The 26,880-nt window shown below is 29.0% G+C and carries 22 protein-coding genes, 1 tRNA gene and 1 pseudogene; 17 read left to right on the top strand and 7 right to left on the bottom strand.

The window, feature by feature from the left end; all coding sequences use genetic code 11:
* Positions 1-125 precede the first annotated feature (125 nt).
* Complete coding sequence (locus tag OXH55_RS15315) at positions 126-1,217, top strand: hypothetical protein (protein WP_268050901.1); 1,092 nt, start codon at positions 126-128, stop codon at positions 1,215-1,217.
* A 67-nt stretch (positions 1,218-1,284) separates the two neighbouring features.
* On the top strand, positions 1,285-2,214 hold the full coding sequence (gene mnmL, locus OXH55_RS15310; RefSeq protein ID WP_268050900.1) for a tRNA modification radical SAM protein MnmL/YtqA: 930 nt from the start codon (positions 1,285-1,287) through the stop codon (positions 2,212-2,214).
* 76 nt (positions 2,215-2,290) lie between these two features.
* Here the strand turns inward: mnmL and OXH55_RS15305 are convergent, their stop codons facing one another.
* The 6 genes from OXH55_RS15305 to OXH55_RS15280 all read right to left on the bottom strand — a co-directional run bounded on the left by OXH55_RS15305 (position 2,291) and on the right by OXH55_RS15280 (position 6,668).
* The gene (locus OXH55_RS15305; protein ID WP_268050899.1) at positions 2,291-2,731 is read right to left on the bottom strand and encodes an SH3 domain-containing protein; all 441 of its coding nucleotides are present in this window, start codon (positions 2,729-2,731) and stop codon (positions 2,291-2,293) included.
* A gap of 86 nt (positions 2,732-2,817) precedes the next feature.
* Positions 2,818-3,474 carry an HAD family hydrolase gene (locus OXH55_RS15300; protein ID WP_268050898.1) on the bottom strand — a complete coding sequence of 219 codons (657 nt, stop codon included), beginning with the start codon at positions 3,472-3,474 and terminating at the stop codon, positions 2,818-2,820.
* Positions 3,475-3,525: 51 nt separating this feature from the next.
* Positions 3,526-4,050 carry a phosphatase PAP2 family protein gene (locus tag OXH55_RS15295; protein ID WP_268050897.1) on the bottom strand — a complete coding sequence of 175 codons (525 nt, stop codon included), beginning with the start codon at positions 4,048-4,050 and terminating at the stop codon, positions 3,526-3,528.
* 159 nt (positions 4,051-4,209) lie between these two features.
* Entirely contained in the window at positions 4,210-5,556 is a 1,347-nt protein-coding gene (locus tag OXH55_RS15290; protein ID WP_268050896.1) for a [Fe-Fe] hydrogenase large subunit C-terminal domain-containing protein, read from the bottom strand.
* Between the two features lie 143 nt (positions 5,557-5,699).
* Positions 5,700-5,775: transfer RNA gene (locus OXH55_RS15285), tRNA-Pro, on the bottom strand.
* 584 nt (positions 5,776-6,359) lie between these two features.
* Positions 6,360-6,668, bottom strand: a complete 309-nt coding sequence (locus OXH55_RS15280; protein WP_268050895.1) for a hypothetical protein — start codon at positions 6,666-6,668, stop codon at positions 6,360-6,362.
* A 244-nt stretch (positions 6,669-6,912) separates the two neighbouring features.
* Between OXH55_RS15280 and OXH55_RS15275 the strand changes: the two genes are divergently transcribed.
* Both OXH55_RS15275 and OXH55_RS15270 read left to right on the top strand, forming a co-directional pair.
* Positions 6,913-7,683: a metal ABC transporter ATP-binding protein gene (locus OXH55_RS15275; RefSeq protein WP_268050894.1), complete on the top strand. Its 771-nt coding sequence runs from the start codon at positions 6,913-6,915 to the stop codon at positions 7,681-7,683.
* The gene (locus tag OXH55_RS15270; protein WP_268050893.1) at positions 7,676-8,533 is read left to right on the top strand and encodes a metal ABC transporter permease; all 858 of its coding nucleotides are present in this window, start codon (positions 7,676-7,678) and stop codon (positions 8,531-8,533) included. Before OXH55_RS15275 ends, OXH55_RS15270 begins: the two co-directional genes overlap by 8 nt.
* Before the next feature lie 42 nt (positions 8,534-8,575).
* Here the strand turns inward: OXH55_RS15270 and murC are convergent, their stop codons facing one another.
* Positions 8,576-9,958 (bottom strand): UDP-N-acetylmuramate--L-alanine ligase, encoded by a 1,383-nt coding sequence (gene murC, locus OXH55_RS15265; protein WP_268050892.1) that lies wholly within the window; start codon positions 9,956-9,958, stop codon positions 8,576-8,578.
* A 243-nt stretch (positions 9,959-10,201) separates the two neighbouring features.
* Here murC and purR point away from each other — a divergent pair, with 243 nt between their 5' ends.
* The 13 genes and pseudogenes from purR to yabN all read left to right on the top strand — a co-directional run bounded on the left by purR (position 10,202) and on the right by yabN (position 26,797).
* Positions 10,202-11,020: a pur operon repressor gene (gene purR, locus OXH55_RS15260; protein WP_268050891.1), complete on the top strand. Its 819-nt coding sequence runs from the start codon at positions 10,202-10,204 to the stop codon at positions 11,018-11,020.
* A gap of 88 nt (positions 11,021-11,108) precedes the next feature.
* Entirely contained in the window at positions 11,109-11,411 is a 303-nt protein-coding gene (spoVG, locus tag OXH55_RS15255) for a septation regulator SpoVG (protein ID WP_268050890.1), read from the top strand.
* A 185-nt stretch (positions 11,412-11,596) separates the two neighbouring features.
* Entirely contained in the window at positions 11,597-12,976 is a 1,380-nt protein-coding gene (glmU, locus tag OXH55_RS15250) for a bifunctional UDP-N-acetylglucosamine diphosphorylase/glucosamine-1-phosphate N-acetyltransferase GlmU (RefSeq protein WP_268050889.1), read from the top strand.
* Positions 12,977-13,011: 35 nt separating this feature from the next.
* Complete coding sequence (locus OXH55_RS15245) at positions 13,012-13,968, top strand: ribose-phosphate pyrophosphokinase (protein ID WP_268050888.1); 957 nt, start codon at positions 13,012-13,014, stop codon at positions 13,966-13,968.
* A gap of 338 nt (positions 13,969-14,306) precedes the next feature.
* Positions 14,307-14,993: a response regulator transcription factor gene (locus tag OXH55_RS15240; RefSeq protein WP_268050887.1), complete on the top strand. Its 687-nt coding sequence runs from the start codon at positions 14,307-14,309 to the stop codon at positions 14,991-14,993.
* Complete coding sequence (locus OXH55_RS15235; RefSeq protein ID WP_268050886.1) at positions 14,994-16,412, top strand: sensor histidine kinase; 1,419 nt, start codon at positions 14,994-14,996, stop codon at positions 16,410-16,412. It begins immediately after the preceding gene.
* A 93-nt stretch (positions 16,413-16,505) separates the two neighbouring features.
* Positions 16,506-17,684, top strand: a pseudogene (locus OXH55_RS15230) (S1C family serine protease).
* 136 nt (positions 17,685-17,820) lie between these two features.
* Positions 17,821-18,390: an aminoacyl-tRNA hydrolase gene (gene pth / locus OXH55_RS15225; RefSeq protein ID WP_268050885.1), complete on the top strand. Its 570-nt coding sequence runs from the start codon at positions 17,821-17,823 to the stop codon at positions 18,388-18,390.
* Between the two features lie 18 nt (positions 18,391-18,408).
* Positions 18,409-21,921: a transcription-repair coupling factor gene (mfd, locus tag OXH55_RS15220; RefSeq protein WP_268050884.1), complete on the top strand. Its 3,513-nt coding sequence runs from the start codon at positions 18,409-18,411 to the stop codon at positions 21,919-21,921.
* Between the two features lie 57 nt (positions 21,922-21,978).
* Positions 21,979-22,998 carry a peptidylprolyl isomerase gene (locus tag OXH55_RS15215; RefSeq protein WP_268050883.1) on the top strand — a complete coding sequence of 340 codons (1,020 nt, stop codon included), beginning with the start codon at positions 21,979-21,981 and terminating at the stop codon, positions 22,996-22,998.
* A 141-nt stretch (positions 22,999-23,139) separates the two neighbouring features.
* Complete coding sequence (gene spoVT / locus OXH55_RS15210) at positions 23,140-23,691, top strand: stage V sporulation protein T (RefSeq protein WP_268050881.1); 552 nt, start codon at positions 23,140-23,142, stop codon at positions 23,689-23,691.
* 101 nt (positions 23,692-23,792) lie between these two features.
* On the top strand, positions 23,793-25,328 hold the full coding sequence (locus OXH55_RS15205; RefSeq protein WP_268050880.1) for a putative polysaccharide biosynthesis protein: 1,536 nt from the start codon (positions 23,793-23,795) through the stop codon (positions 25,326-25,328).
* Positions 25,329-25,351: 23 nt separating this feature from the next.
* Positions 25,352-26,797 carry a bifunctional methyltransferase/pyrophosphohydrolase YabN gene (gene yabN / locus OXH55_RS15200; protein ID WP_268051226.1) on the top strand — a complete coding sequence of 482 codons (1,446 nt, stop codon included), beginning with the start codon at positions 25,352-25,354 and terminating at the stop codon, positions 26,795-26,797.
* The last annotated feature ends 83 nt before the right edge of the window (positions 26,798-26,880 follow it).

Genomic DNA, 26,880 nt, shown 5'->3' with positions numbered 1-26,880 from the left:
ATTGATAATAAGTTTCTTTTTATAAATATATAAAAATTAATAAAAATAATGATTATATAAATTAAATTTTTATTTTAGTGGAAAAATAAATATAAACCATAAGAACAAGATAGGAGATAATAACTATGAAAAAATATATAAGTTATATCTTAGTATTATTTATGTTTTTTTCTTTCATAGGCTGTAGTAAAAAGAAGGTGGAAGAGGTGAAGGAAAAAGATAACTTTGATATAAAAATGGCTAGTGTAACAGTAGATAATTATGTAAAGCTTATAAAAAATGAAAATTATGAATTAGGTAACAAGCTTTTAAGTGAGACCGTGAAGACAGAGCAAGCAAGTTTAACAAAAAATGATTTAAAGATATTAGGACATAAAATATTAGAAATGAGTGAATCAGATGGGGAAGGCATTTTTAAAGTGGAGATTGTTAAGTGTAATCTTAACAAACCAGAAACGTTAATAACAGAATCGCAGATGACTGTAATTAAAGAAGGAATGGAATATAAAATAGATAAAATTGCAAATTCTGTTAAGAAGGAAATATTTTATAAAAACAAAATGTTAAGAATGAGAAAAGAAAAAGAGGTAGAAACTAATTTAGTAATAGATATGCAAGGTCTACCTAAATATGCTTATGCAAAAGATGATAAAGCAAAAATGAAAATTCAAATAGTTCCTAAAAGTGAATTTGGAGTTGCAGAATTTGGGTATGAAGGAAATAAAATAGCCATAACTACGTATGATGCTAATACTTTTATTGGTATTTTAACTTTGGATGATACAATGGTAACACAAGGTAATGATGAACAAAAAGGTGAAGGAGAAGGTAAAGGGCAAAAAGAGGGTGCACCAGGTGCTATTTTAAAAGAAAAGCCTATAGGTAAACAACTTTTAGCTTGTGATGTACTAAATAATTCAGATGTAGAAATTATGATGTTTTCTATGGATGAAAAACTTTTAGCTGTTCAGTATAAAACAAGAGATAATAGTAAAAGATGTATAAGAATTTATAATGTGGGAAGTGGAGAACTTATACCTACTATGTTTGAGGAAGAGTATCCATTAAATAAAGTTCAAGTTCTTCTTCAAGAATTTCAAAAGGAAAAAATGTTATTTAGCATAATTCCTAAAACTGAGGCTGATAAGGATAATGAATATGTAGGTAATTGGGAGATGGATTTAAAAGAATTTAAACTTAAAAAAATAGTTAAGTAATTTGGTGTATGGGTGTCTGTAGTGTATAATGACTATGGACACTTTTAGTTATTCAAAGGAGAGAGATATGAAGAAAATTTGGGGAGATAAAAGGTATTATAATTTAAATTATTTTTTGAGAGATAAATTTGGAGAAAAGGTATTTAAAATTTCCTTAGACGCAGGCTTTTCATGTCCGAACAGAGATGGAACCATAAGTCGAGGGGGTTGCTTATATTGCAGCGAAAGAGGTTCTGGAGATTTTGCTGGTGATAGAAATTTTTGTATAACTCGTCAATTTGAAGATATTAAAGAAATGATGAAGAAAAAATGGAAAAGTGGAAAGTATATAGCCTATTTTCAAGCTTATACAAATACTTATGCAGAAGTTGAAGAGTTAAGAAAAAAATATGAAGAGGCTGTAAACCAAGAGGGCGTTGTAGCTCTTGCCATTGCTACTAGGCCAGATTGTTTAAGTGAAGAAATTATAGAGTTAATAAGTGAATATAATGATAGACTATATACTTGGGTAGAGCTAGGACTTCAAACTTCTAATGAAAGAGTAGCTAAGTTAATAAATAGAGGATATACCTTAGAGATATTTGAAGATGCGTTATTAAGACTTAGAAAAAGAAATGTTGATGTTGTTGTACATACTATTTTAGGGCTTCCAGGAGAAAATAGAGAAGATATGATAAATACAATAAAGTATTTATCTCATAAGGATATACAGGGTATAAAGTTACACTTACTTCATTTACTCAAAGGAACTCCTTTAGTTAAATTGTATGAAGAGGAAAAGCTAAAGTTTTTGGAGAAAGATGAGTATATAGATTTGCTTTGTGAAGCTATAACTTTATTGCCTCAAAATATTGTAATTCATAGGTTAACAGGGGATGCACCTAGAAATCTTATAATTGGACCTATGTGGAGTTTAAAGAAATGGGAAGTTTTAAATGATATTGATAGAAAGTTAAAGGATGAAGATTTATATCAGGGTATGAATTTTAATAAATAAAACATTATTACAAAAAAGTATGTAAGGCATAGGGTCTTTAAATTTAAGACTTTATGCCTTTTTACTAACTCTATTTTTAAAATTTATCAATTAAAAGGCTGTCTTGCTTTATCCATCCTTTGCTGTTGATTCGTTCAGAAGAGGGAATATTAACCTCGTACCAAGTAGTATTTGAAATAATTGCACTATCTTGTATTTCCACAGGAGTATTTTGGGATACTTCAGAAACTACTGGGGAATTTTCAAAAGGAGCAGCATAAAGAATACAGTTTTCAGGTGTAGTGATAGAGCTGAAATTTGGATGTTTATATTTAATTTCAATTACTTCAGAAGAAGTGACATTGTAATTGTTTTGTTTAGTCAAATTTTGCTCTAATAACTTATCTTTTAACTCATCGTTATTTTTTACAAGAAAGATAAGTTGCTTTTTTTGATTAGAGATTTTTTTATTCATATTAGAATAAATGAATAAGAAGGCACAAAGAAGTATAAGTAATAAAAAGATTAGAAAAAACAACAAAATCTCTCCTTAGAAAGTATTATGATATAGTATATTCATTAATATGAGAAATGATAACAAAAAAACTCTTGTATGCACAAGAGTTATATAGCTTTTTCAATAAGCTCTGAATATTCATATATATATTTATCAGCAATATTTGAAATATCTTCTTTTTGGTAGCTAGAATAGTCATCATGTATTCCGATAACCTTCATTCCTGCTGCTTTAGCACCTATTACGGCTGGTAAAATATCTTCAAAAACGATGCATTCATCAGGTTTAACACCTAATCGTTCAGCTGTTAATAAATAAACATCAGGAAATTGTTTTCCGCGAGAAACCTCATCTGTTCTTGTTATTACATCAAAATATTCATATATACCGGTTGCTTTTAGGGCTGCTTCAAGTAATAATGAGCAGTTACTTGTTGCAAGAGCAATCTTTATGCCAAGAGCTTTTAATATATCTAAATATTTTTTTGCACCATATTTAAGCTTTATATTAGTTTTATATTCTTCTAAAGCCATATTATTCCATTCGTCTATGATTTGTTCAACAGTTTCTTTTAATTTAAATCTTTCTTTAAAATACATAGCTGTTTCTTCAAAGCTTAAGTGTTCTATCTGAGACTTTAAGTCTTCAGGACATTTTATATTTCGGTTTTTTAAAAAATCTACATCTATTTTTGACCAAACCCACATAGAGTCTATTAAAGTTCCATCCATATCAAATATGGCAGCTTTTATATTAGTTAACATGTACTTCACCTCTTATAGTGTAATAATTAGAAATTTATAAATTTTACGATATTAAGTAAAAAGATAAACTAAAATAGAAGAAAGTGTTCCTAAAAAAGATCCAGCCAAAACATCAGTTGGATAATGTACACCAAGATACATTCTAGAAATACCAACAGAGCAAGCTAATACTATACTTACTATAGCTATACTTGGATAAAAAAGAGCTGTTGTAATTGCCATTGAAAAAGCTGCAGTTGTATGACCAGATGGAAAAGAATATTCATCTATTCCTATCTTTTTAATGTTTAGGTTACTTATTTTTAGAAATGGCCTAATCCTATTAACAGAAGTTTTAATTAATTGAGTTACAGCTGAGCTGAATGCTAGGGCTATACAAGATTTTACACCTAAGTCGTGAATAGTTTCATTAGAATGTAGTATAGTGATTATACAAAACACTATTGAAAATAGTACAGACCCTAAATAAGTTATAGGAGGCATTACAAAATCTAAAGTTTTACAACGTAGTGAATTATTTATTACTTTTAAAATAGCAATATCTCTATTTTCTATTCTCTTTAAAATAGTATTCAAAGTACCACCCCCCATAATATCAGTAATATTATTTTATCATAAGATTTTATGTTGTAGTATATAAAATCCTATATCGCCTTAATTTTATATAATATTCTTTAAGAATATGTTTAGGATGTTTAAAATATATATTAAAAATGATATGTTATAAATGATATGTTATAAATCCCTCTTGAAAATTCTAACTTTTTCTTTATCAGTAAAATCTTGAACAGAATTAATATTTATTTGTTTAAGTATATTGTTCATACATTCATTGTTTAAAGAAATTTGAATTTCTGAGTTTTCTGCAAATTTATCAACAAGTTCTTTTCCTTTTTCTTTAGGGATATTTACTTTAGGGCCTCCAACACATCCTCCGATACAGCCCATTCCTTCTATAAAGTTAGCATGTATTTCTCCCTTTTCAAGTTTATTTAAGATTTCACGACATTCCTTAACCCCGTCACCGTGTATAACTTTTAAGAATTTTGCTTTTTCAGGAAATAAATTTTCAATTGCTTCACTAATTGCTATTGAAACACCACCTGTACGAGCGTATATTCGACCTTCTCTTGAGGCATATTCTGTAGAGGTATCTTCTTCAAGTTCTTCAGGAGATATATTTAAAGAAACAAATATATCTTTAAGTTCCTGAAAAGTTAAAACGTAATCTATAATTCCTATAAGGTCTTTTTCTTTAGCTTCTGCTTTTTTTGCAATACAAGGTCCAATGAATACAACTTTGCAATGAGGATTTAGTGTTTTTAATACTTTACCTGAAGCAATCATAGGAGAAACTGAAGGAGATACATGATCTATTAAGTTACTATATAGTCTCTTTAACATACCTATCCACATAGGACAGCAGCAAGATGTTATCATAAAATCATCCTTAGTTTTTACAAGAGTATTGAATTCAACAGCTTCTTTAATGGTTAACATATCTGCAAAAAATGCAACTTCAACCATATCTGTGAATCCTATTTTTTTAAATGCAGTTCTAAGCTGATGAATAGTTACATTTTCACCAAATTGTCCAATGATTGAAGGGGCAACGGCAGCTATTACTGTTGATTCCTTATTTAGTAAGTGTATAAGTGGTATAAATTCAATTCTATCCACAATACTTCCAGTAGGACAAACATCTACACAAAATCCACAGTCGGTACATTTATTATTATCAATATAAGTTTTATGTGTATCTTTATCTATTAGAATTGCGTCAAAAGGACAAGAAGTTTGACATAGGGTTTTCCCAGTAGAATTTACACAATCCATAGAACAGTTTTTTATTTTTTGAACTATTTTATGATGTATTTCATAGTTAGCTATAGCTTTCTTTAAATTTTCAGTATAATTATTATCGTATTTAATATCTACGCCGCATAGAGAAGAAATTACTCTGCTTAAAGCTGTTTTATCAAGTGATTCATTTGATAGTAACTTTAATACTGTTTCTTCAAAACTTTCGTTGTAATAGGCTTTTATTAAGGTTTTAAATAACTCATCATAGTTAGTGTTCATGTAATATTCTTCCTTTCATATAAAACATTGTTAAAATGAAGTTTAAGATATCATATTCATTTTTCACAATAATAACCTATTATATACCAATTATGAAAGTAATTATGAGTAAAAAAAAAGAAGCTATTCAATGAATAACTTCTTGGTCGGGGTGGCAGGTCTCGAACCCGCGGCCTCATGGTCCCAAACCATGCGCGCTACCATCTGCGCCACACCCCGTCAACGAATTATATTATATAACGTTGAACTAAAAAAGTCAATAAAATTTTTGAAATTTTTTATTTTTTATTGTATATGTATTCATTTTATTTATTGGTGCCGAATTAAAGTATGTTTTTTAGAACTCCTTTTTACACTTTCCATACCACGTTTAGGAGGTAAAAAATAATAAATAAATGTTACAGCCTATATTTAAAATCCAGGTTATAGAAAAAATTATACAAAGAAGGGGTAATATTTTACTGAATTTTTCTATTTTGAATAATTTTGTTATTAAGAATAACAGTATAATGATGATTGTACCTACAACACTCATTCCTAAGAATAGATTTGCTAAAATATTTATCAGGTCTGTATTAAGCATGTGATATTCTCCTTATTTAATTTTTTAAGAAGAGATAAATTTCTCTTATTATGAGTATGATGTTTAGTTTAAGTATAATTATGATTGAATTAAAAAAACCGCATATAAATAAATTATATAACATATTATTATATTATGGTATATAATTTTAAAAATGATAACATTACAAAAAATTAAAGAACCTATAGAATTTTTAGGTTCTTTAAATTTTTTAATATTATTATTTGTTTTTATCGCCAATGCCTCTTGTTGGAACAGTAGATATTACAAACCCAATAAATATTGAAACAATAGCAGGAGCTATTATGTTTAAATAACCAATAAAACGAGTTTTATAAAAAATAAGGGCAGTGACGCCTGTTATTATTACAGATACTACAAAAATATATATGACAAATTTTGCAAAGGAACTTAAAAATCTCTCATATATTTTGTGCCTTGTAGGTCCACTTATTACAGATTTAAATAAATAATATGAAGCTAGTATTAAGATAATATCTGCAATACCAGAAATTAAAAAGTTTTTCATTATTAACCCTCCTAAAAATATTCAATAATATTTTTTCCTTATTTAAAAGTTTTATGAGTATTTTAATTCCAGTTATAAAATTAATTAGCATTAATGATTAAGCATTCATTATATTGACAATAATTAGTATTAAATATATAATTTAGAGCGTAACTTGCAAATGATATGCATTATTAACTATTGAATTCAAATGGAGTTATTACTCCATTACAAGTTAACAAATTCTATATTTAAAGGAGGGCTTATGAATAAATTAATTGAAATAAGTAAAGCTAGTGTTTACTATGATGATGTTTGTGCTCTAAAAAATATAAATTTAGAAGTAAAAGAAAAAGAATTTTTGGCTGTCTTAGGTCCTAATGGTGGAGGAAAGAGTACTTTACTAAAGCTTATTTTAGGATTTAAGGAACCAAAGCATGGAGAAATAAAGGTTTTACAAAGTGTGCCTAAAAAGACTAGGAGTTTCATTGGTTATGTACCTCAATTTTCTAAATTTGACAAAAGCTTTCCCATTAGTGTTGAAGATGTTATTTTAATGGGGAAATTACACAAAGGGTTTATGCCTTTTTACAAGTTTAGTCAAAAAGACAAAGAAAATGCTTATGAAATAATGAAAAAACTCCATATATATCATTTAAAGAGTAGGCAGATTGGTCAGTTGTCAGGAGGTCAACTTCAAAGAGTATTAATTGCAAGAGCTCTTACATTAGAACCTAAAATTTTACTTTTAGATGAGCCTACAGCAAGTTTAGATGCTCAAACTAAAACTGAGATATACAAATTATTAAAAGAGTTAAACAAAGAAATTACTATTATACTTGTAACTCATGATATAGGAGTAGTTTCTGCTTATGTTACAAGTATAGCTTGCATAAATAAAGAGTTATATTATCATGGAAAAGCAGAAATGAGTAATGATGTTATTACAAAAGTTTATGGATGTCCAGTTGATTTAATAGCACATGGGGTTCCTCATCGTGTTTTAGCAACTCATGTGGGGGGATTAAATGATTAGAGCATTTATGGAATACGCTTTTATGCGTCATGCGGTACTGGGTATTATTCTTGCAAGTATAGTGTGTGGAATAATAGGAACGATTATCGTAGAGAAAAAATTAGTAATGATGAGTGGTGGAATTGCTCATACTGCCTTTGGTGGTATTGGTATGGGATATTTTTTAGGTATAGAGCCAATAATTGGAGCTCTAGTTTTTGCGGTTTTATCTTCTTTGGGAATTGCAAAAATAAATAGAAGTACAAATACTAATTCTGATACTTTAATAGGAATGTTTTGGTCACTTGGTATGGCACTTGGAATTTTGTTTATAGCTTTTACTCCAGGATATCCTCCAGATATGACCTCCTATTTATTTGGAGATATTTTAAAAGTATCAAGTATGGATATAACAGTAATGATTATTTTAGATATTATTGTAGTATCTATAATTTCCTTGTTATTTAATTATTTTAAAGCTTATTTATTTGATAATGAATTTACCAGTATTATAGGAGTAAATACGGTTTTTTTGGAATATTTACTTTATATGCTTATAGCATGTGCTATCGTGGTCTTAATTAGAGTTGTAGGAATAATTTTAATTATAGCTTTGCTTACTGTACCACCAGCTACTGCAAAACAATTTACTTATGACTTAAAAAAGATTATGATAATTTCTTCATTATTAGGAATTGTTTTCGGTTTTTCTGGGCTTATTATTTCTTATTATTTTAATATAGCATCAGGGGCTTCTATTATAATAGTGGCAGTAGGAAGCTATATAGTTATATCTACATTAAAAAATAAGTTTAGAATAATTGAAAGAAGAAGTAATAAAATTATAAAAGAATTAAATGAAAAAAGATAAGAGAATGGAAAACTCTCTTATCTTTTTTATTATGTTTGATTTTTAAATAGTTTTTTCTAAGAACATTTCTCCAACTTTATAAACATCTCCAGCTCCAACAGTAAGTAAGATATCTCCATCTTTTAGTTCTTCTTTTAGGTATGTGGTTATATCATCAAAGTTGTGGAAGTTTTTACAGTCAACTCCGTTTCCTCTAATTTTGTTTCCTAATGAATTAGAACTTACTATACCTGTATCTTTTTCTCTTGCTGCATAAATATCTGCAAGAATAAGAGTATCGGCATTAAAGAAAGCGTTGGAAAAATCATCAAACAAACTTATAGTTCTAGAATAAGTATGCGGTTGGAATACACAGAAAATCCTTTTATGAGGGAAATTTTTAGCTGCATTAAGTGTAGCTTTTATTTCAGTAGGATGATGAGCATAGTCATCTATAACCGTTATTCCATTTGTTTTTCCTTTGATTTCAAAACGTCTATGAGTTCCTAAAAAGCTTGAGAGACCATTTATAATAGAATCTTTATCTACATTTAGCACTAAGGCAGTACTTATACTAGCAAGTGAGTTTAGTATATTGTGTTCTCCAGGAACATTAAGTATTACTGTAAATAATTTTTCGTCTTTATTATATACATCGAAGGTTGGGCAGCCTTTAGTATTAAACACTATGTTCTTAGCTCTGATATCTCCATTTTTAATTCCAAAAGTAACTATATTGCAATCAGCTTCTTTACATACATCTAGAGCTCTAGGATCATCGGCATTAACCACAAGAGATCCATCTTTTGGAATAAGCTTTGCAAATTTTATGAAGGTATTTTGAATATCATTGATGTCTTTATAAAAATCTAAATGATCCGCTTCAATATTAAGGATAATTCCTACAGTCGGATAGAATTTCAAGAATGAAGCCTTATATTCGCAAGCTTCAGTAATAAAGTATTCGCTACTACCAACTCTAACGTTACCATTTATTATATCCAAATTTCCTCCTACTAATATAGTTGGATCTAAATCAGCATTTAAAGTTATGTGTGAAATCATAGAAGTAGTTGTAGTTTTACCATGTGTTCCAGAAATTGCTAGATTGTATTTATGACCATTCATTATATGACCTAGAAATTCTGCTCTATCTAAAATAGGTATGTTCAACTCCTTTGCTTTTATAAGTTCTGGATTATCTTCACTGATTGCAGCAGTGTATACAACTAAATCTACATCTTTAATATTATTAGTGCTGTGTCCTATGTATATTTCAGCACCTTTTTTTTCAAGATTAGTTGTTAGAATAGAATTACTTCTATCAGAACCAGAAACTTTATATCCATTATATAATAGGATTTCAGCAAGTCCACTCATACTTACTCCACCTATGCCAATGAAATGTATTTTTTTTTGTGTATCTTTTAAAAAATCAAATGACATTTAATCAACTCCTTAAAATAAATAAAACAATACCTTATTAAATCATTATATACAAATTTTACGAAAAACAATACAATATATTATAATAATAAATTTTAAATTTGTGTAAAATATACATGAAAAACTTATTTAAAGAGAAATTATTAAAAATATTATTGATAATATAAGGGTTTTAGAATAAAATATGAATAATAAGAAAAATTTTTAAAAGAAAATTCGTGAAATTATGTTTAGGAGAGAAAAATGCAAAAATTTAACAGAAATCAAAGAATTACAGCTATAACTAAAATATTAATGGAAAATCCTAATAAGGTTATAAATCTAAATACATTTACAGAGCTGTTTAATGCAGCTAAATCAACTATAAGTGAAGATATTGTTGTGGTTAGAGAAACGCTAAATAGACTTTCGGTTGGAAATATAGAGACAATTTCAGGTGCAGCGGGAGGAATTAAATACACTTGCGGTATTTCCCAAGAAAAAATTTTAGAATTTGCAGAAGAATTATGTATAATTTTACAAGATAAGCAAAGAATAGTACCAGGAGAATTTATGTATATAAGTGACGTAATGTTTAATCCTCAGATAATACAAAAAGCTGCTGTTATTCTAGCATCTCAATTTAAAGGGGTGGATGTTGATTATGTTGTAACTGTAGAAACAAAAGGAATTCCTTTAGCTTATGAAGTTGCTAAAATGCTTGGAGTTAAACTTGTTATTGTTAGAAGAGATAATAAAGTTACGGAAGGACCTACTGTTTCTATAAATTATGTGTCAGGCTCTAATAAAAGAATACAGACAATGTCTCTATCTAAAAAATCAATAAAAAAAGGTAGTAAGTGTATTTTTATTGATGATTTTATGAAAGCGGGAGGAACTGCTCTTGGAATAGTTAACCTGCTAGAAGAATTTGAAAGTGAGCTTACAGGCATTGGAGTATTGATTGACAATATCAATATTGAAAAAAAATTAGTACAGGATTATGTGTCTATTATAAAGTTTACAGGTATAGATGAAAATAACAATCCGGTGCTATATCCCAACAAAAGTTGCAAAAAATAAAATTTTCTAAAAATTTATTTAAATTTAGAAGGAAAAAATTAAATTATGGAGAATAGTATATGTAAAGCATCTTTGGAGGTGGAGTTCAATGCAAATTACAGATGTAAGAATTAGGAAAATTTCTGCGGAAGGAAAAATGAAAGCCATTGTATCAGTAACTTTTGATAATGAATTTGTAGTTCATGATATAAAAGTTATCGAAGGTCAAAATGGTCTTTTCATAGCAATGCCTAGTAGAAAAACTCCTACTGGAGAATTTAAAGATATAGCTCATCCAATTAATACGGACACAAGACAAAAAATACAAAAAGCTATTTTGGATGAATACGAAGTAGTTAAAAATGAAACAGATACTGAAAATGGTGAAGAAATAGCAGTTGAAGGTGAATAGTAAAAAGGGGTAATTGCTCCTTTTTATTTATTTTTTGTAGAAATATAAATAACATCGCTGTAATAAACTGTATTAATAGGTTGAAAAAATGTATTATATAAAATATAATATAATAGGCAATAACATTAAAAGGTATTATATATTTTTTAAAAAGATAATAGGTACCATATAAAGAGGTGTTAGAATTGGATAAATGTGCTATAATACTTGCCGCAGGAAAAGGAAAAAGAATGAAAACTAATTTACCAAAAGTTTTACACAAGGTTTGTGGTAAAGAAATGGTAAATCATGTTATAGACACTTTAAAAAGATGTGACATAGATGATATAGATGTAATAATTGGAAATGGTGCAGAAGAAGTGAAAAAATCTACGCAAAATAGAAATGTTAGTTATTCTATTCAAAAAGAACAATTAGGAACGGGTCATGCACTTATGTGTTCTAAGGATTTCTTAAAGAATAAAGAGGGCGTTGTAGCTGTATTTACAGGAGACGCACCACTTATCAGAGAAGAAACAGTTCAAAAACTTATAGAATTCCACAAAAATGGTGATTACAAAGCTACTATACTTACTGCTATCGTTGAAGATGCAACAGGGTATGGAAGAATAATTAGAAATAAAGAAAATGAAGTAGAAAAGATAGTAGAACATAAAGATTGTACAGAAGAAGAATTAAAGGTTAGGGAAATAAATTCAGGTATGTACTGCTTTGATATAAAGGAACTTATAAAGAATCTTGATAAGCTTAGCAATAGTAATTCTCAAGGAGAGTATTATTTAACAGATGTTATAGAAATATTAAAAAATAACAATTGTAAAGTAGGCGCTATAGATGTAAATGTTGATGAAATTAGAGGCGTGAATTCAAGAATTCAACTTGCTGAAGCAGAAGAAATATTGAGAAAAAGAATAAATGAGAAACATATGGAAAATGGTGTTACAATCATTGATCCTAAAAATACTTATATAAGTAAAGATACAGAAATAGGAGAGGATACAATAATATATCCTGGTAATATGATAGAAGGAAAAACAATTATTAAAGAAGGATGTATAATTTATCCTAATTCAAGAATACAAGATAGCATAATTGAGGAAAAGGTTACAATTCAAAATTCAGTTATACTAGAAAGTCATATTGGAGAAAATACTACAGTTGGTCCATTTGCATATGTAAGACCACAAAGTGAAATAGGCAGTAATGCTAGAATTGGAGATTTTGTTGAAATAAAGAAATCTAAGATTGGTAACAATACAAAAATATCTCATTTGACTTATATAGGAGATGCTGAAGTAGGTAGTGGATGTAACTTCGGATGTGGGACTGTTGTAGTTAATTATGATGGAAAGAATAAGAATAAAACTATAATAGGAGATGATTCTTTTATAGGTTGTAATGTTAATTTAGTATCACCAGTAGAGGTAGAAGATAATACTTATATAGCTGCTGGATCAACTATTACAAAGAAGGTTCCTAGTGGAGCTTTAGCAGTTGCTAGAGCAAAACAAGTTAATAAAGAGGGCTGGGTACAAAGAAAAGGCTTAAATAAAGATAAAAAGTAACAAAAGTTTTGATAAAAATTCAAGGAGGTTTACATATGATAACCCATGGTAAAACTATTAAAATCTTTACAGGTAATGCGCATCCAACTTTAGCTAAGGAAATTTCTGATAATTTAGGAGTGTATGTTGGAGATTCACAAGTAGCAAAGTTTAGTGATGGAGAGATATCTGTAACTACTAATGAAACTGTAAGAGGAACTGACGTATTTGTCATCCAATCAACAAATGCTCCTGTAAATGACAACTTAATGGAGTTACTAATAATGATAGACGCTTTTAAAAGAGCATCAGCTGGAAGAATAACAGCAGTAATACCTTATTATGGATATGCAAGACAAGACAGAAAAGCGAAGGCTAGAGATCCAATTACAGCTAAACTTGTTGCTGACTTAATAACTACAGCAGGAGCTGATAGAGTTCTTACTATGGACTTACATGCTGCTCAAATTCAAGGATATTTCAATATACCAGTTGATAACTTAAGAGGAGCTCCAATTCTTGCAAAATACTTTATAGAAGAAGGATTTAAAGATAAAGAGGATGTAGTTGTTGTATCACCAGACCTTGGAAGTGTAACAAGAGCTAGAGACTTTGCAGATAGATTAAACTGCCCAATAGCTATAATTGATAAGAGAAGACCAAAAGCAAATGTTTGTGAAGTTATGAACATAATTGGAGACATAAAAGATAAGAGAGTTATCTTAATAGATGATATGATAGATACAGCTGGTACAATAACTAATGGTGCAAATGCATTAGTTGAAAGAGGAGCAAAAGAAGTTTATGCTTGCTGTTCTCATGCTGTTTTATCAGGTCCAGCATTTGAAAGAATTGAAGATAGCGTTATAAAGAAACTAGTTGTTCTTAACACTATAGATTTACCAAAAGATAAGAAAACTGATAAATTTGAAGTATTATCAGTAGCTCCAATATTTGCTGAAGCTATTAAAAGAATATATGAAGATGTTTCTATAAGTAAATTATTTGTATAGATAAAATTTAAAGATTAATAGACATAATATAAGGACATAAATATAGACAAAATTTATTGAGACTATATTTATGTCTTTTTGTTTTAATCTAAAATTCATTATTAGTTAAGTAGAAGCTAATGTAATTGTAACATTTATTTTAATTTGTTATTTTAAATGTTTAAAATATATTTAAATATGATAGAGTATATAAGTAGAGAAATTTATGAAATAAAAAGGACAATGTATAATAGATAAATTGTCAATTAATAATATACTAATATTAAATTTTAATACAATGTAAATTATCAACATTAATTTAAAAATATGATTAACTATTTAAATTAGGGGGTAAGGATATGGATGGAATGTTAGGAAAAATATTAATTGTAGATGATGATGAAAATATATGTGAAGTTATAAAAATGTATTTAGAAAATTCAGGATATTCTACAAAGGTTTGCTATGATGGAAAAGCAGCGCAAGAGGCTTTTTTAGAGTATATGCCTGATTTGGTTTTATTAGATATTATGCTTCCACATATGGATGGAATAGATGTATTAAAGTGGATAAGAAGGGAATATGAAACTCCAGCTATTATGTTAACGGCAAAAGGTGAAACTTTTGATAAGGTTTTAGCATTAGAATTAGGAGCAGATGATTATATAGTGAAACCTTTTGAGCCTAAGGAAATGATAGCTAGAGTTAAGGCTGTACTTAGAAGATATAATGTAGAAAATGAGAATAAAGAGGTTCTTAATTTTAAAGAACTTGTTATTGATATAAATTCATATAATGTTGTATATGAGGGAAATGAAATTAAGATGCCGCCTAAAGAATTTGAGTTATTATATTACCTAGCTAGTAATAAAAATAGAGTTTTCACAAGAGAACAGTTACTTTGCGAAGTTTGGGGATATGATTATCCAGGAGATTCCAGAACTGTAGACGTTCACATAAAGAGACTTAGAGAAAAACTCCAAGGAGGACCTAATTGGCAGATAGAAACAGTTTGGGGTGTTGGATATAAGTTTGAGGTGAAATAGATGCAGAAAAAAAGCTTATTTTCGAAAATGGTAGCTACGTATACACTTATAATTGCTATAAGCTTTGTTATACTTGCTGCATTTTTATCCTTTTGGTTTCAGGGATATTATTTTGAAGAAAGACAAAAACAGCTTTCGGGTGAGGCTCAAGTAATAGCTAATGCTGCGGTGCAGTATTTGTATGGGGAAGCCTCATTAAAACAAATAAATGATGTTTTAATACACACTTCTAAGTATACATCTTCTGATGTATTGTTATCGGATAATTATGGATATATATATGCGGCATCAAATCCACAACATAAGAAATTTATTGGAAGGCAAATTATAACAGAAGATTTAGGAGTTTTAAGACAGGGAGATGCTGTTGAGAAGAAGAATGTTTTTGAAAACATTGATAATAATACTGTGCATACGTATGAGATGCCTATATTTTATAGAGGGATATTTCAAGGTGCAGTTTTGATTAACACTACTATGAACGAAATAAAAGAGCCGTTAAATAGAGTATATGAGATTATATGGATTTCTGCAATTTTTGCTATAGTACTTTCTAGTGTTGTTATTTATTACTTTTCTCAAAGAATAATTGTTAAACCTTTAGCAAAAATAAATGGTGTAGCTGATAAAATTTCTAAAGGAGAAGTTGATAAAAGAGTAGATATTAATTCAAATGATGAAATTGGAGTGTTAGCACATTCCTTTAATTCTATGGCTGATTCTTTACAGCAGGTAGAGAATAATAGGCGGGTATTTATATCTAATGTTTCACATGAACTTAGGTCACCTATAACTTCAATTAAGGGATTTATAGGAGGAATTTTAGATGGAATTATACCAAAAGAGAAAGAGCAGTATTATTTATCAATAGCTTATGAGGAAATTCAAAGACTTACAAGACTTATAAATGATCTTTTAGATTTATCAGCTATAGAAGCAGGAAAATTTAGTTTAAATATTCAAGAGTTTGATATTAATGAAATTATACGTCTTTCTATTATTAAGTTTGAAACTAAAATAAAATCTAGAAAATTAAATGTAGATGTTTGGTTAGAAGAGAAAGACGTACATGTTTTAGTAGATAGAGATAAGATGATCCAGGTGGTGACCAATCTTATAGATAATGCTGTGAAATATGTTAATGATGGTGGAAATATTGAAATAAGAACAAAGGCAAGAGGACAAAAGGTATTTGTATCAGTGTATAATGATGGACCTCCTATTTCGGATGAAGATACAAAACATATATGGGATAGATTTTATAAAAGTGATAAATCAAGAACATCCAAAGTCAGTACAGGACTTGGGCTTTCTATTGTAAGAACAATTATTGCTCAACATGGAGAAGAAATTTGGTTTAAAAACAAACAGAATAAAGGAGTTAAATTCATATTTACTTTAAAACGAGCACGTAAGTAGTAAAATTCTTTATTCTTATTAAAAAGGTTATAATTTATTCACAAATATGTAAAAAAGTTTTATTATAATGGAACAAAATAGGAGGTGAAATATTTGTACGGAAATAATGATGATGTTAAAGACGTAGCATGGGAAAGTGTAGAAGATAGAAGATGTGGCGAAATAAAGTTTAGGAAACAAAAAAGTAGAATTAAGAGATTTTTTAAATTTACTGCTTTTGTGTTAATTGCTGCAGTATCAGGTGCAATTTCATCGTTATATATAGTAAATAGAAAATATTCTGAAATAGCAAATATCAATGAAAATAATTTAAGTGATAAAAATAATATGATGAATGCAAAAAATGAAATTCCTAGTAATGCAATAACTAGAGTGGCAGAAATGGTGGGGCCTGCTGTAGTTGGAATAACTAATAGCGCTGAAGGTATTTTAAATTCTGTAAGTAAGAGTGTGGGCTAAGGTATAATATTTGATCCTAATGGGTATATAGTTACAAATTATCATGTGATTGAAGGGGCTGATCAGATTAATGTAAGATTAGCTAATGGAGGCAAATCATTAAAAGCTAAGTTTATAGGTTCTGATGCTACTTCTGATTTAGCAGTAATAAAGATAGATGCAAAAAATTTACCTACAGCAAAATTTGGAGATTCATCCAAGGTTAGAGTGGGAGAACTTGCTATAGCAATTGGAAATCCGATAGGAGAAGAATTAGCAGGATCTGTGACCTCAGGTATAATTAGTGCTTTAAATAGAAAAATTCAGTATGGTGGTTCAGTATATAAGGTGCTTCAAACAGATGCAGCCATAAATCCAGGAAACAGTGGAGGAGCGCTTTGCAATGCTGTAGGTGAAGTTATAGGTATAAATAGTTTAAAATTAGGAATATCTAATAGAAAAAATGTAGAAGGCATAGGTTTTGCTATAGCTATTAATGAGGCTAGTGATATAGTAGATCAAATAATGAAATATGGAAGAGTTGCAAGACCACGTCTTGGTATATATGGTAAAGATGCGGTATCGGAGAAAAATGGTAATATTAAAGGAGTATATGTTCAAGAAGTTATTAAGGAAAGTGGAGCAGCTACAGCTGGAATTAGACCAACTGATATAATAATAGAGCTAGATAAAGAGAAAGTATACAGCTTTCAAGACTTGCTAACTATTACAGAAAAACATAAAATAGGAGACAATGTGAAGTGTAAAATTTGGAGGAATGGTAACACTATAGAAGTGAATATAGTTCTTTCAGATATTGTAGAAAATAAATAAAATTAATCATAAATATTAACACTAAACCCATGAGGTTTTTCTCATGGGTTTAGTGCTATTGATTGCTTTATTAAATTATATTTTTAATGTATTATATTTAGGTAAACAAATGTTAAGGTAGATGGAGGTAAACAAAATGTTCTTAATAGTAGGGTTAGGAAATCCTGGAAAAGAGTATGAACATACAAGACACAATGTAGGTTTTGATATTATAGATTTAATAGGAGAGAAGTATAATATTGATGTAAGTAGGAAAAAATTCAAAGGTATGTATGGTGATGGTAAGATAGCAGGAGAGAGAGTTTTAATTTTGAAACCAGCTACATATATGAATTTAAGTGGTGAAAGTGTTAAGGAAGTTATTAATTTTTATAAAATTCCAAATGATAATATTATAGTTCTATATGATGATATAAGTTTAGAGGTAGGTAGACTTAGAATTAGACCAAAAGGTAGTGCAGGAGGACACAATGGAATTAAAAACATTATTGCTCATTTAGGTAGTGATGTTTTTCCCAGAGTTAAAATAGGAGTAGGACAGCCTCTAGGGGAGAATTTAGTTTCACATGTTTTGGGTAAGTTTTCAAAGGAAGAAAGAGAAAATTTAGAAAAAAGTTTTGAAGTAGCAGCAAAGTCAGTTGAAGCTATTATAAAAAATGGGGTTGCTGAAGCTATGAATAAGTTTAATAGTTTTAAAGCAGAGTAATATGAGAGGTGTATACATATGAGATTAAAAGGGCTAATTCAGCCTTTAGTAGAAAGTAGTTCGTTTAGAAGAGTACTAAACGGAATAAATAAAAATGAATTTCCTATAGAGATTTTAGGGATTTCAGATTCTGCTAGAAGTTATTTTATCAATGGATTATATGAACAAGAAGATAAAGCAATCTTTATTTTTACCAATAGTGATGTAGAGGCAAAAAATTTATATGAAGATATATCATTTTATTTACCTAATGTATATTATTTTCCTACAAAAGAAGTAGTTTTTTATAATATATATGCTGTTTCTGGCGATTTAAGATGGGAAAGGCTTAAAGTTATTAGAGAAATGCTTAGAAAAGGTAGAAAAATAATAGTTACTTCTATTGAGTCCTTGGCTTCAAATTATATATGTCCACAACTTTACAGAGAGTATACTTTAAGTTTTTCAGTAGGAGATGTAGTAAACTTAGAAAAGATAGGTGAGAAATTAATTCAAAGTGGATATGAAAGAGTAAATATTGTAGAAGGTAAAGGAGAATTTTCTATAAGAGGCGGAATACTTGATATTTATTCTCCCATAGCTTCAACTCCATATCGAATTGAACTTTTTGGAGATGAAATAGATTCTATAAGAAGTTTTAATTATGAATCTCAGAGAAGTATAGAAAAGCTTAATGACATAGAAATTTTTCCAGCAAAGGAAATGGTTTTTACTAAAGAAAATATAGATGAAGGTTACAATAGCATACAAAAAGATTTAGATATAGCAAAAGGTAATTTAAAAGATAATAAAGAAGCAATAGAAAGACTAGAAACTACTATATCATCAAATTTAGAGCTTTTAAGAGAAAATTGGAGTTTTGAGAACATAGATAGTTTTTTACCTTATTTTTATGATAAGCCTTCTTCTTTATTAGAATATATGGAGGATGCTTTTGTAATTATTACTGATGTGCAGAGATGCACAGGAAAGCTAGATAGTGTTTATTTTGAATTTCAAGAGAATTATAAAGATTTTCTTCAAAGAGGAAATATACTTTTAAGACAGTCAGAATTACTTATAGATAAGAATAGATTATATGAAGAGATTCTAGATAGAAAAGTTATAACTACAAATATTATTGGTAAATCTAGTGAAATTTTTATACCAAAGATTAAAGAAAGTTTTTCACAAATAAATCTCAGTGGTTATGGAGGAAAACTAGAATTACTTATTGAGGATATTAAAGATAAGAAGTCTAAAGGATACAAAACAATAATACTTTCTGGAACTAGGCCAAGAGGCGAAAGATTAGTAGAAACTCTTAGAGATAGGGATATTGAGAGTGTATATAAAGATGTTATTGACGATATTCAATTTGGAGAAGTAGTTATAACTTTTGGAAACCAAATTAAAGGATTTGAATATCCAGAATTAAAGCTTTGCGTAATATCAGATAAAGATGTGTTCGGAAAAGCTAAACGAAAAAGTACTAGAGTTAATAAAAAAGGTGTAGGGAAAATAAAGAGTTTCACAGAACTAAAACCAGGGGATTATGTTGTTCATACTAACCATGGTATAGGTGTATATAAAGGAATAAAGCAATTAGAGGTTCAAGGACATAAAAAAGATTATTTAGAGCTTAGCTACAATTCAGGAGACAAGTTGTTTGTACCTGTTGATCAATTAGACTTGGTGCAAAAATATATTGGTAGTGAGGGTAAAGAACCTAAAATAAATAAGTTAGGTGGAAGTGAATGGGCTAAGGCTAAAAGTAAAGTTAGAAAAGCTATAAATGAGATAGCAGAAGATTTAGTGAAACTTTATGCAGTTAGATCTAGTTTGAAAGGGCATAAATTTTCAAAGGATACTGTTTGGCAGAAACAATTTGAAGATGAGTTCCCATATCAAGAGACACCAGATCAGCTTTCTGCCATTGAAGAAATTAAAAAAGATATGGAATCAAGCAAAGCTATGGATAGACTGCTTTGTGGGGATGTTGGATATGGAAAAACAGAAGTTGCAACTAGAGCGGCTTTTAAATCGGTAATGGATGGAAAACAGGTAGCGATTTTAGTGCCAACTACTATACTTGCAGAGCAACATTATAATAACTTGGTACAAAGATTTTCTGACTTTCCTGTAAAAATTGATATGGTAAGTAGATTTAGAACTCCTGCTCAGCAAAAGGCTACTTTGAAAGAAGTTAAAGCAGGTAATGTAGACATACTTATAGGAACTCATAGAATTCTTCAAAAGGATGTGAAATTTAAAGATTTAGGACTACTTATTGTAGATGAAGAACAACGTTTTGGAGTTACTCACAAAGAAAAAATAAAGAATTTAAAAAAGAATGTAGATGTACTAACTTTAACAGCTACACCTATTCCAAGAACTCTTCATATGTCTCTTACGGGCATAAGAGGGATAAGTGTTATTGAAACGCCACCAGAAGAAAGATATCCTGTACAGACTTATGTGGTGGAATATAATGATCAACTTATTTCTGATGCTATAATAAGAGAGGTAAATAGAGGAGGACAGGTTTACTTTGTATACAATAGAGTAGGTACAATAAAAGAGATGGCTGCGTATATTGCAAAATTAGTACCAGATGCTAAAGTAGCTATTGCCCATGGACAGATGCCTGAAAGAGAGTTAGAAAAGGTAATGGTTGATTTTATGAAAAAAGAGTATGATATATTAGTTTGTACTACAATCATTGAAACAGGACTTGATATTCAAAATTCTAACACTATGATAATATATGATGCAGATAAATTTGGACTATCTCAGTTGTATCAGCTTCGAGGAAGAGTAGGAAGGACCAATAGAATGGCGTATGCTTATCTCACATACAGAAAAGATAAAGTGTTAACAGAAGTGGCTGAGAAGAGACTCAAAGCTATAAAAGATTTTACAGAGCTTGGTTCTGGTTTTAAGATAGCAATGAGAGATTTAGAGATAAGAGGTGCAGGAAATATTATAGGTTCAGCACAACATGGTCATATGGCTTCTGTAGGGTATGATTTATACTGCAGAATGCTTGAAGATACTATAAAACTAGTTAAAGGTGAAATAGATAATGAGCCTTTTGAAACTATTGTTGAACTAAAAGTGGATGCTTATATTCCAAGTAATTATATAGAGGATGAAGTTCAGAAAATTCAAGTATATAAAAAAATTGCAAGTATTGACTCCAAAGAAAGTATGATGGATATCCAAGAAGAATTAGAAGATAGATTTTCTGATATACCACCATCAGTACAAAATCTTATGAATATTGCTTACATAAAGAGTACTGCTAATAAAGTTGGAATAGAAGAAATAAAACAAAAGGGAAATGAGGTACTAATAAAGTTTGAAAGTAAAAAGTGGATGACTGAACCTTTAATTAAAGGAATAATGAAAAAATACAATAGAAAGATTGTATTTAAATTTGGTGATGAACCAGCTTTAGGATATGGATTAAAAGATGTGAAAAAAGAAGAGTTAATACATATTTTAAGAGAAGTAGTAGAATATATTCAAAGCATAGTTGAAACAAAGTAATTTTGTGATAAAATGGATTTATGGCAAAATAAATACATGAAAAGTGAGGGAATAATAGTGAAAAATATAAAAAAATTAGTTGCTGCAGCAGCAATATGTATGTTTAGCGTGTCTGCGGTTGGATGTAAGATGATAGAAAAAACTCCAGAAGCTATAGCTAAAACAACAGTAGCTAAAGTTGGAGATAAAAAAATAACAAGAGGACAATTAGATAAGAATTTTCAAGTAGTTTTATTAGGAAAGCAGTTACAAGAAAAATATGGAGAAAAATATGCTGAGAATGCAGAAGCTAAAGAGATATTAAAAGGACAAAAAATGCAAATACTAAATCAAATGACAATAGAAGAAGCTCTTATGCAAGAAGCTGCTAAATTAAAAGTAATACCTAAGGAAGAAGATTTAAAGAAAGAAATTGATAAGGAAATTGCTGATTTTAGAAAACAGCAAAAGATTGAAGATGATAAGGCATATGAAGAAATGTTAAAAAATAATGGATTAACAAAAGAGACTTATAGAGAAATAATGAAAAGAAATATTGTCATTGAAAAGCTTCATGATGAAGTTGTAAAATCTGCAAAAGTTGAAGATAAAGATGTTCAGGATTATTACAACAAATTTAAAGATAAATATCCAGTTAAAGAAGATGATTCTACAAAAATACATATAGCACATATTTTAGTTCCAACAGAAGAAGAAGCTAAAGAAATTAAAGCAAAGCTTGATAAAGGTGGAGATTTTGCAAAATTAGCAAAAGAACATGGAACAGATGGTACTAAAGATAAAGGTGGAGATTTAGGAACAGTTACTGTTGTTAATTCAGGATTTGATGAAGATTTTATGGATGGTGCTATGCAGCTTAAAGATGGAGAAATATCAGCACCAGTTAAGACTCAATTTGGATATCATATAATTAAAATGATAAAAAGAGAAGAAAAACCTGTAAAACCATTAGCTGAAATAAAAGAAAAAATAAAAAATGATTTGTCAAATAAAAAGAAAAATGATCTATGGTCTAACAAAGTAAAAGAAGTAAAAGATAATGCAAAAATTAAGATATACGAAAATGAACTAGTTTAATTTTCAAAAAAAAGATGATACATAATGTATCATCTTTTTTTAGTATTAAAATTAAAGGTATACATTTGTGTATAAAATTTCATATTTAGATGGATAATAAGATTGAAAAAAGATTTTCGCTAAATAAGGAGGTAAACTTTGATGAAAGCAACAGGTATTGTTAGACGTATAGACGACTTAGGAAGAGTAGTAATACCAAAAGAAATCAGAAGAACCTTAAGAATTAGAGAAGGAGATCCTTTAGAAATATTTACTGATAGAGAAGGAGGAGTAATACTAAAAAAATATTCTCCTATAGAAGAATTAAGTAATTTTTCTAAGGAATATGCTGAGTCATTGCAGTCAACAATTGGACACATAATACTTATTTGTGATAAAGACAACATAATATCTGTAAGCGGTTCTTCTAAGAAAGAATATATGGATAAAAAAATAAGTATGGAAGTTGAACAAATTATGGAAGAAAGAAAAGGAGTAACATTGGGAGAAGGATCAAATAAAATTGTTCCTTTGATGGATGACGAGGAGGTAGAGGGTAAATATTTTGCACAAGTTATCTCTCCAATAATTGCTGAAGGAGATGCGATAGGAGCTGTAATTGTAGCTGCTAAAGAAGAAAATGTTAAGTTTGGAGAAGTTGAAACTAAATTAGCTGAAACAGCAGCTTCCTTCTTAGGAAAACAGATGGAATAATAAATGGCAGCTTGTCTGCCATTTATTTTTGAGTAATAATATCTCTATTTTTTAAATATAAATATTTATATTTAAAAAGCAATTTTGGAGGTATTATTATTTTGAAAAAACAGTCATTAGTAAAAGGAACTTTTATTTTAGGGTTTGCAGGCATATTTTCTAAAGCTTTAGGAATGTTGTTTAGAATTCCATTGACTATTTTAGTAGGAGATGAGGGACTAGGATATTATCAAATGGCATATCCTTTATACATGTTATTTATCGCAGGAGCATCTGGGGTACCCCTTGCTATGTCTAAAATGATATCTGAAAAAAAAGCGCAAGGCGATGAAATAGGGGTAATACAAGTTTTAAAGCAATCACTTCTTCTAATGACCATATTTGGAGTAGTTATAAGCTCCGTAATGTTTTTATTCTCTAATCAATTTATAAAACTTTTTAGGTGGGATGAAAATTCCTATTATTCTTTAATTGCTCTTTCTGCTGCACCTATTTTTATCGCCATAATGAGTGTTTTTAGAGGCTTTTTTCAAGGGCTTCAAAATATGACGCCTACGGCTATTTCTCAAATTTTAGAACAGTTTGCTAGAGTGGTGGTTGGAATTGGACTTGCTGTTATGCTACTTCCTAAAGGGATTCAACATGCTGCAGGTGGAGCTACTTTAGGTGCAGCAGCAGGCGGAATTTTAGGAGGAATGTATTTAATAAGTAAATATAAAAAGGTAAGAAGGGAATTTAGCATCGGTAAAGTGAAATTCAACAAGAAAATTATGGATACTTTACTTAAACTAGCAGTACCTATTTCTTTGGGAGCATGTGTTGGTACTATAATGAATGTTATAGATGCAATAATGGTACCTCAAAAGCTTTTGCAAGCTGGATACACATCAAAAGAAGCAGCTGTATTATATGGTCAACTTACTGGTAAAGCAGCGGTTCTTGTTAATGTCCCTTTAACATTATCAGCTGCCTTATGTGCTGCTGTTGTTCCTATAATTTCTGAGGCGTATTTATTAAATGATAAATTTAAACTTCATAAAAATATTATATCCTCCATAAAAATATCTTTAGTTGTAGCCCTTCCTTCTCTTTGTGGATTATATTTTCTGCCATATCCAATATTAAATTTAATTTTTAGAGGAAGAGTATCAGGATATGAAATATTAAAATATTCTTCTATATCTATTCCTTTCATAATATTAGCTCAAACCACTACCATTATTCTACAGGCTACTACTTCAAAAAAGCAACCCATCATAAATTTACTTATAGGATGCATTACTAAAATTGCTATAACAAATATTTTAGTACCTATTTCTGAGATAAATATATATGGTGCTGTAATTGGGACTTTTACAGCTTATGGGATAGCTGTTATATTAAATATTAGGTTATTAAAAAAGAATTTGAAAGTTAGAGTTGATTTATATCAAATATTAATAAAACCAGCTTATGCTTCGATGATAATGATAATAACTGTAGCATTTATATATGTGAAAATCTATAATTATACAATGAATAATTCAATTTCTTGTTTAATAGGTATATTTATAGGTATAATAGTGTATATAATACTAATTTTAGCATTTAAAGTAATGGATATTAAAGAATTAAGGAATAGAAAAATCATAAAATAATTGTGGATAAAGGAGAAAATAAAATGATTTGGATTGTTGGATTAGGACCAGGAAGTAAAGAGGCTCTTACTTTAGGGGCTTTTAATTTACTTATGAATAGTGATAAGGTCTATTTTAGAACCTCAATTTATCCTAATGTTGAATATCTAAGAGGGTTAGGGGTAAAATTTGAAACTTATGATAAAGTGTATGATATTTTAGATGAATATGAAGAGGTATGCAAAACTATAGCTGAAGATTTATTAAATAAACATAAGGAATTTGGTGAAATTGTTTATGCTGTACCAGGTCATCCATTGGTTGGAGAAAGAACAGTAGAGATATTACTTAAACTTTGTCAAAAGGAAAACATCAAAACAGAGATATTACCAGCTGCAAGCATTATTGATGCTGTGATAGAAAGTTTAAAAATTAATCCGGAAGATGGACTGAAAATAATAGAAGCAGATAATATAAATAACCAAATTTTTGATAAAAGACTTGGAATGATAATAACTGGAGTATATAATAGCTTCATAGCTTCTAAAGTTAAGCTTGCATTAATGGAATATTATGATGAAAATATGGAAATATATTTTGTAAGAGGAGCTGGAATAAAGGATAGTGAAAGTATAAGGAAAATTAATTTATATGAATTAGATAGACAAGATGATGTTGATTATATGACATCTGTTTATATTCCTAAAAATTTACAAGGCAAAAAAGATTTTAAAGATTTATTGGATGTTATGGATACTTTAAGAAGTGAAAATGGATGTCCATGGGATAGAGAACAAACTCATGAGTCTTTAAAGAGATATTTAATAGAAGAATGCTATGAAGTTTTAGAAGCGATTGATGAACAGAATGATATTAAAATTATAGAGGAATTAGGAGATGTTCTACTTCAAGTAGTTTTTCATGCACAGATAGGAAAAGAAGAAGGCTATTTTAATATAAATGATATAATAATAGGAATTACAAGTAAGCTTATTCATAGACATCCACATGTATTTGCTGATATCAAAGTTGATAATTCAGATGAAGTATTAGTTAATTGGGATGAAATAAAGAAAAAAGAAAAAGGTCTTGAGAAATATACTGATGAATTGAAACATGTACCTAAAAATCTACCAGCATTAATAAGAGCAGAAAAAGTTCAAGGTAAGGCTGCTAAGGTGGGATTTGATTGGGATGATGTTAGACCAGCTATGGAAAAGGTGATTGAAGAGTTAAATGAAGTAAAACAGGTATATAAATCCCAAAACAAGGAAAAAATAGTAGAAGAAATAGGCGATTTAATATTTAGTACGGTAAATATAGCAAGATTACTTGACATTGACCCTGAGCTTGCTTTAAATTATACTATAGATAAATTCATTAAAAGATTTGAGTACATAGAAGAGTCAAGTTTAAAAATGGATAAGAAACTTAATGAAATGTCCCTTGAAGAAATGGATAAACTATGGGAAGAATCAAAAACACAATAATTTTTAGCTTTTAATTAAAAGTTCCTAAATAAAAAAGGATTTTTAATTTAAATGAAGAATAAACTTTATATCATTTTATTGAT

The organism is Clostridium ganghwense (genome assembly GCF_026735165.1).
GTDB lineage: Bacteria > Bacillota > Clostridia > Clostridiales > Clostridiaceae > Clostridium_H > Clostridium_H ganghwense.
The sequence above is the reverse complement of the archived record's forward strand: the minus strand, read 5'-3'. Positions and strand labels throughout refer to the sequence as shown.

Excerpts from the sequence above, each read along its gene's own strand:
- OXH55_RS15315 (WP_268050901.1), top strand. The coding sequence starts at position 126 with ATGAAAAAATATATAAGTTATATCTTAGTATTATTTATGTTTTTTTCT.
- mnmL (WP_268050900.1), top strand. The coding sequence starts at position 1,285 with ATGAAGAAAATTTGGGGAGATAAAAGGTATTATAATTTAAATTATTTT.
- OXH55_RS15300 (WP_268050898.1), bottom strand. The coding sequence starts at position 3,474 with ATGTTAACTAATATAAAAGCTGCCATATTTGATATGGATGGAACTTTA.
- OXH55_RS15290 (WP_268050896.1), bottom strand. The coding sequence starts at position 5,556 with ATGAACACTAACTATGATGAGTTATTTAAAACCTTAATAAAAGCCTAT.
- OXH55_RS15280 (WP_268050895.1), bottom strand. The coding sequence starts at position 6,668 with ATGAAAAACTTTTTAATTTCTGGTATTGCAGATATTATCTTAATACTA.
- OXH55_RS15275 (WP_268050894.1), top strand. The coding sequence starts at position 6,913 with ATGAATAAATTAATTGAAATAAGTAAAGCTAGTGTTTACTATGATGAT.
- OXH55_RS15270 (WP_268050893.1), top strand. The coding sequence starts at position 7,676 with ATGATTAGAGCATTTATGGAATACGCTTTTATGCGTCATGCGGTACTG.
- murC (WP_268050892.1), bottom strand. The coding sequence starts at position 9,958 with ATGTCATTTGATTTTTTAAAAGATACACAAAAAAAAATACATTTCATT.
- purR (WP_268050891.1), top strand. The coding sequence starts at position 10,202 with ATGCAAAAATTTAACAGAAATCAAAGAATTACAGCTATAACTAAAATA.
- spoVG (WP_268050890.1), top strand. The coding sequence starts at position 11,109 with ATGCAAATTACAGATGTAAGAATTAGGAAAATTTCTGCGGAAGGAAAA.
- OXH55_RS15245 (WP_268050888.1), top strand. The coding sequence starts at position 13,012 with ATGATAACCCATGGTAAAACTATTAAAATCTTTACAGGTAATGCGCAT.
- OXH55_RS15240 (WP_268050887.1), top strand. The coding sequence starts at position 14,307 with ATGGATGGAATGTTAGGAAAAATATTAATTGTAGATGATGATGAAAAT.
- OXH55_RS15235 (WP_268050886.1), top strand. The coding sequence starts at position 14,994 with ATGCAGAAAAAAAGCTTATTTTCGAAAATGGTAGCTACGTATACACTT.
- pth (WP_268050885.1), top strand. The coding sequence starts at position 17,821 with ATGTTCTTAATAGTAGGGTTAGGAAATCCTGGAAAAGAGTATGAACAT.
- mfd (WP_268050884.1), top strand. The coding sequence starts at position 18,409 with ATGAGATTAAAAGGGCTAATTCAGCCTTTAGTAGAAAGTAGTTCGTTT.
- spoVT (WP_268050881.1), top strand. The coding sequence starts at position 23,140 with ATGAAAGCAACAGGTATTGTTAGACGTATAGACGACTTAGGAAGAGTA.
- yabN (WP_268051226.1), top strand. The coding sequence starts at position 25,352 with ATGATTTGGATTGTTGGATTAGGACCAGGAAGTAAAGAGGCTCTTACT.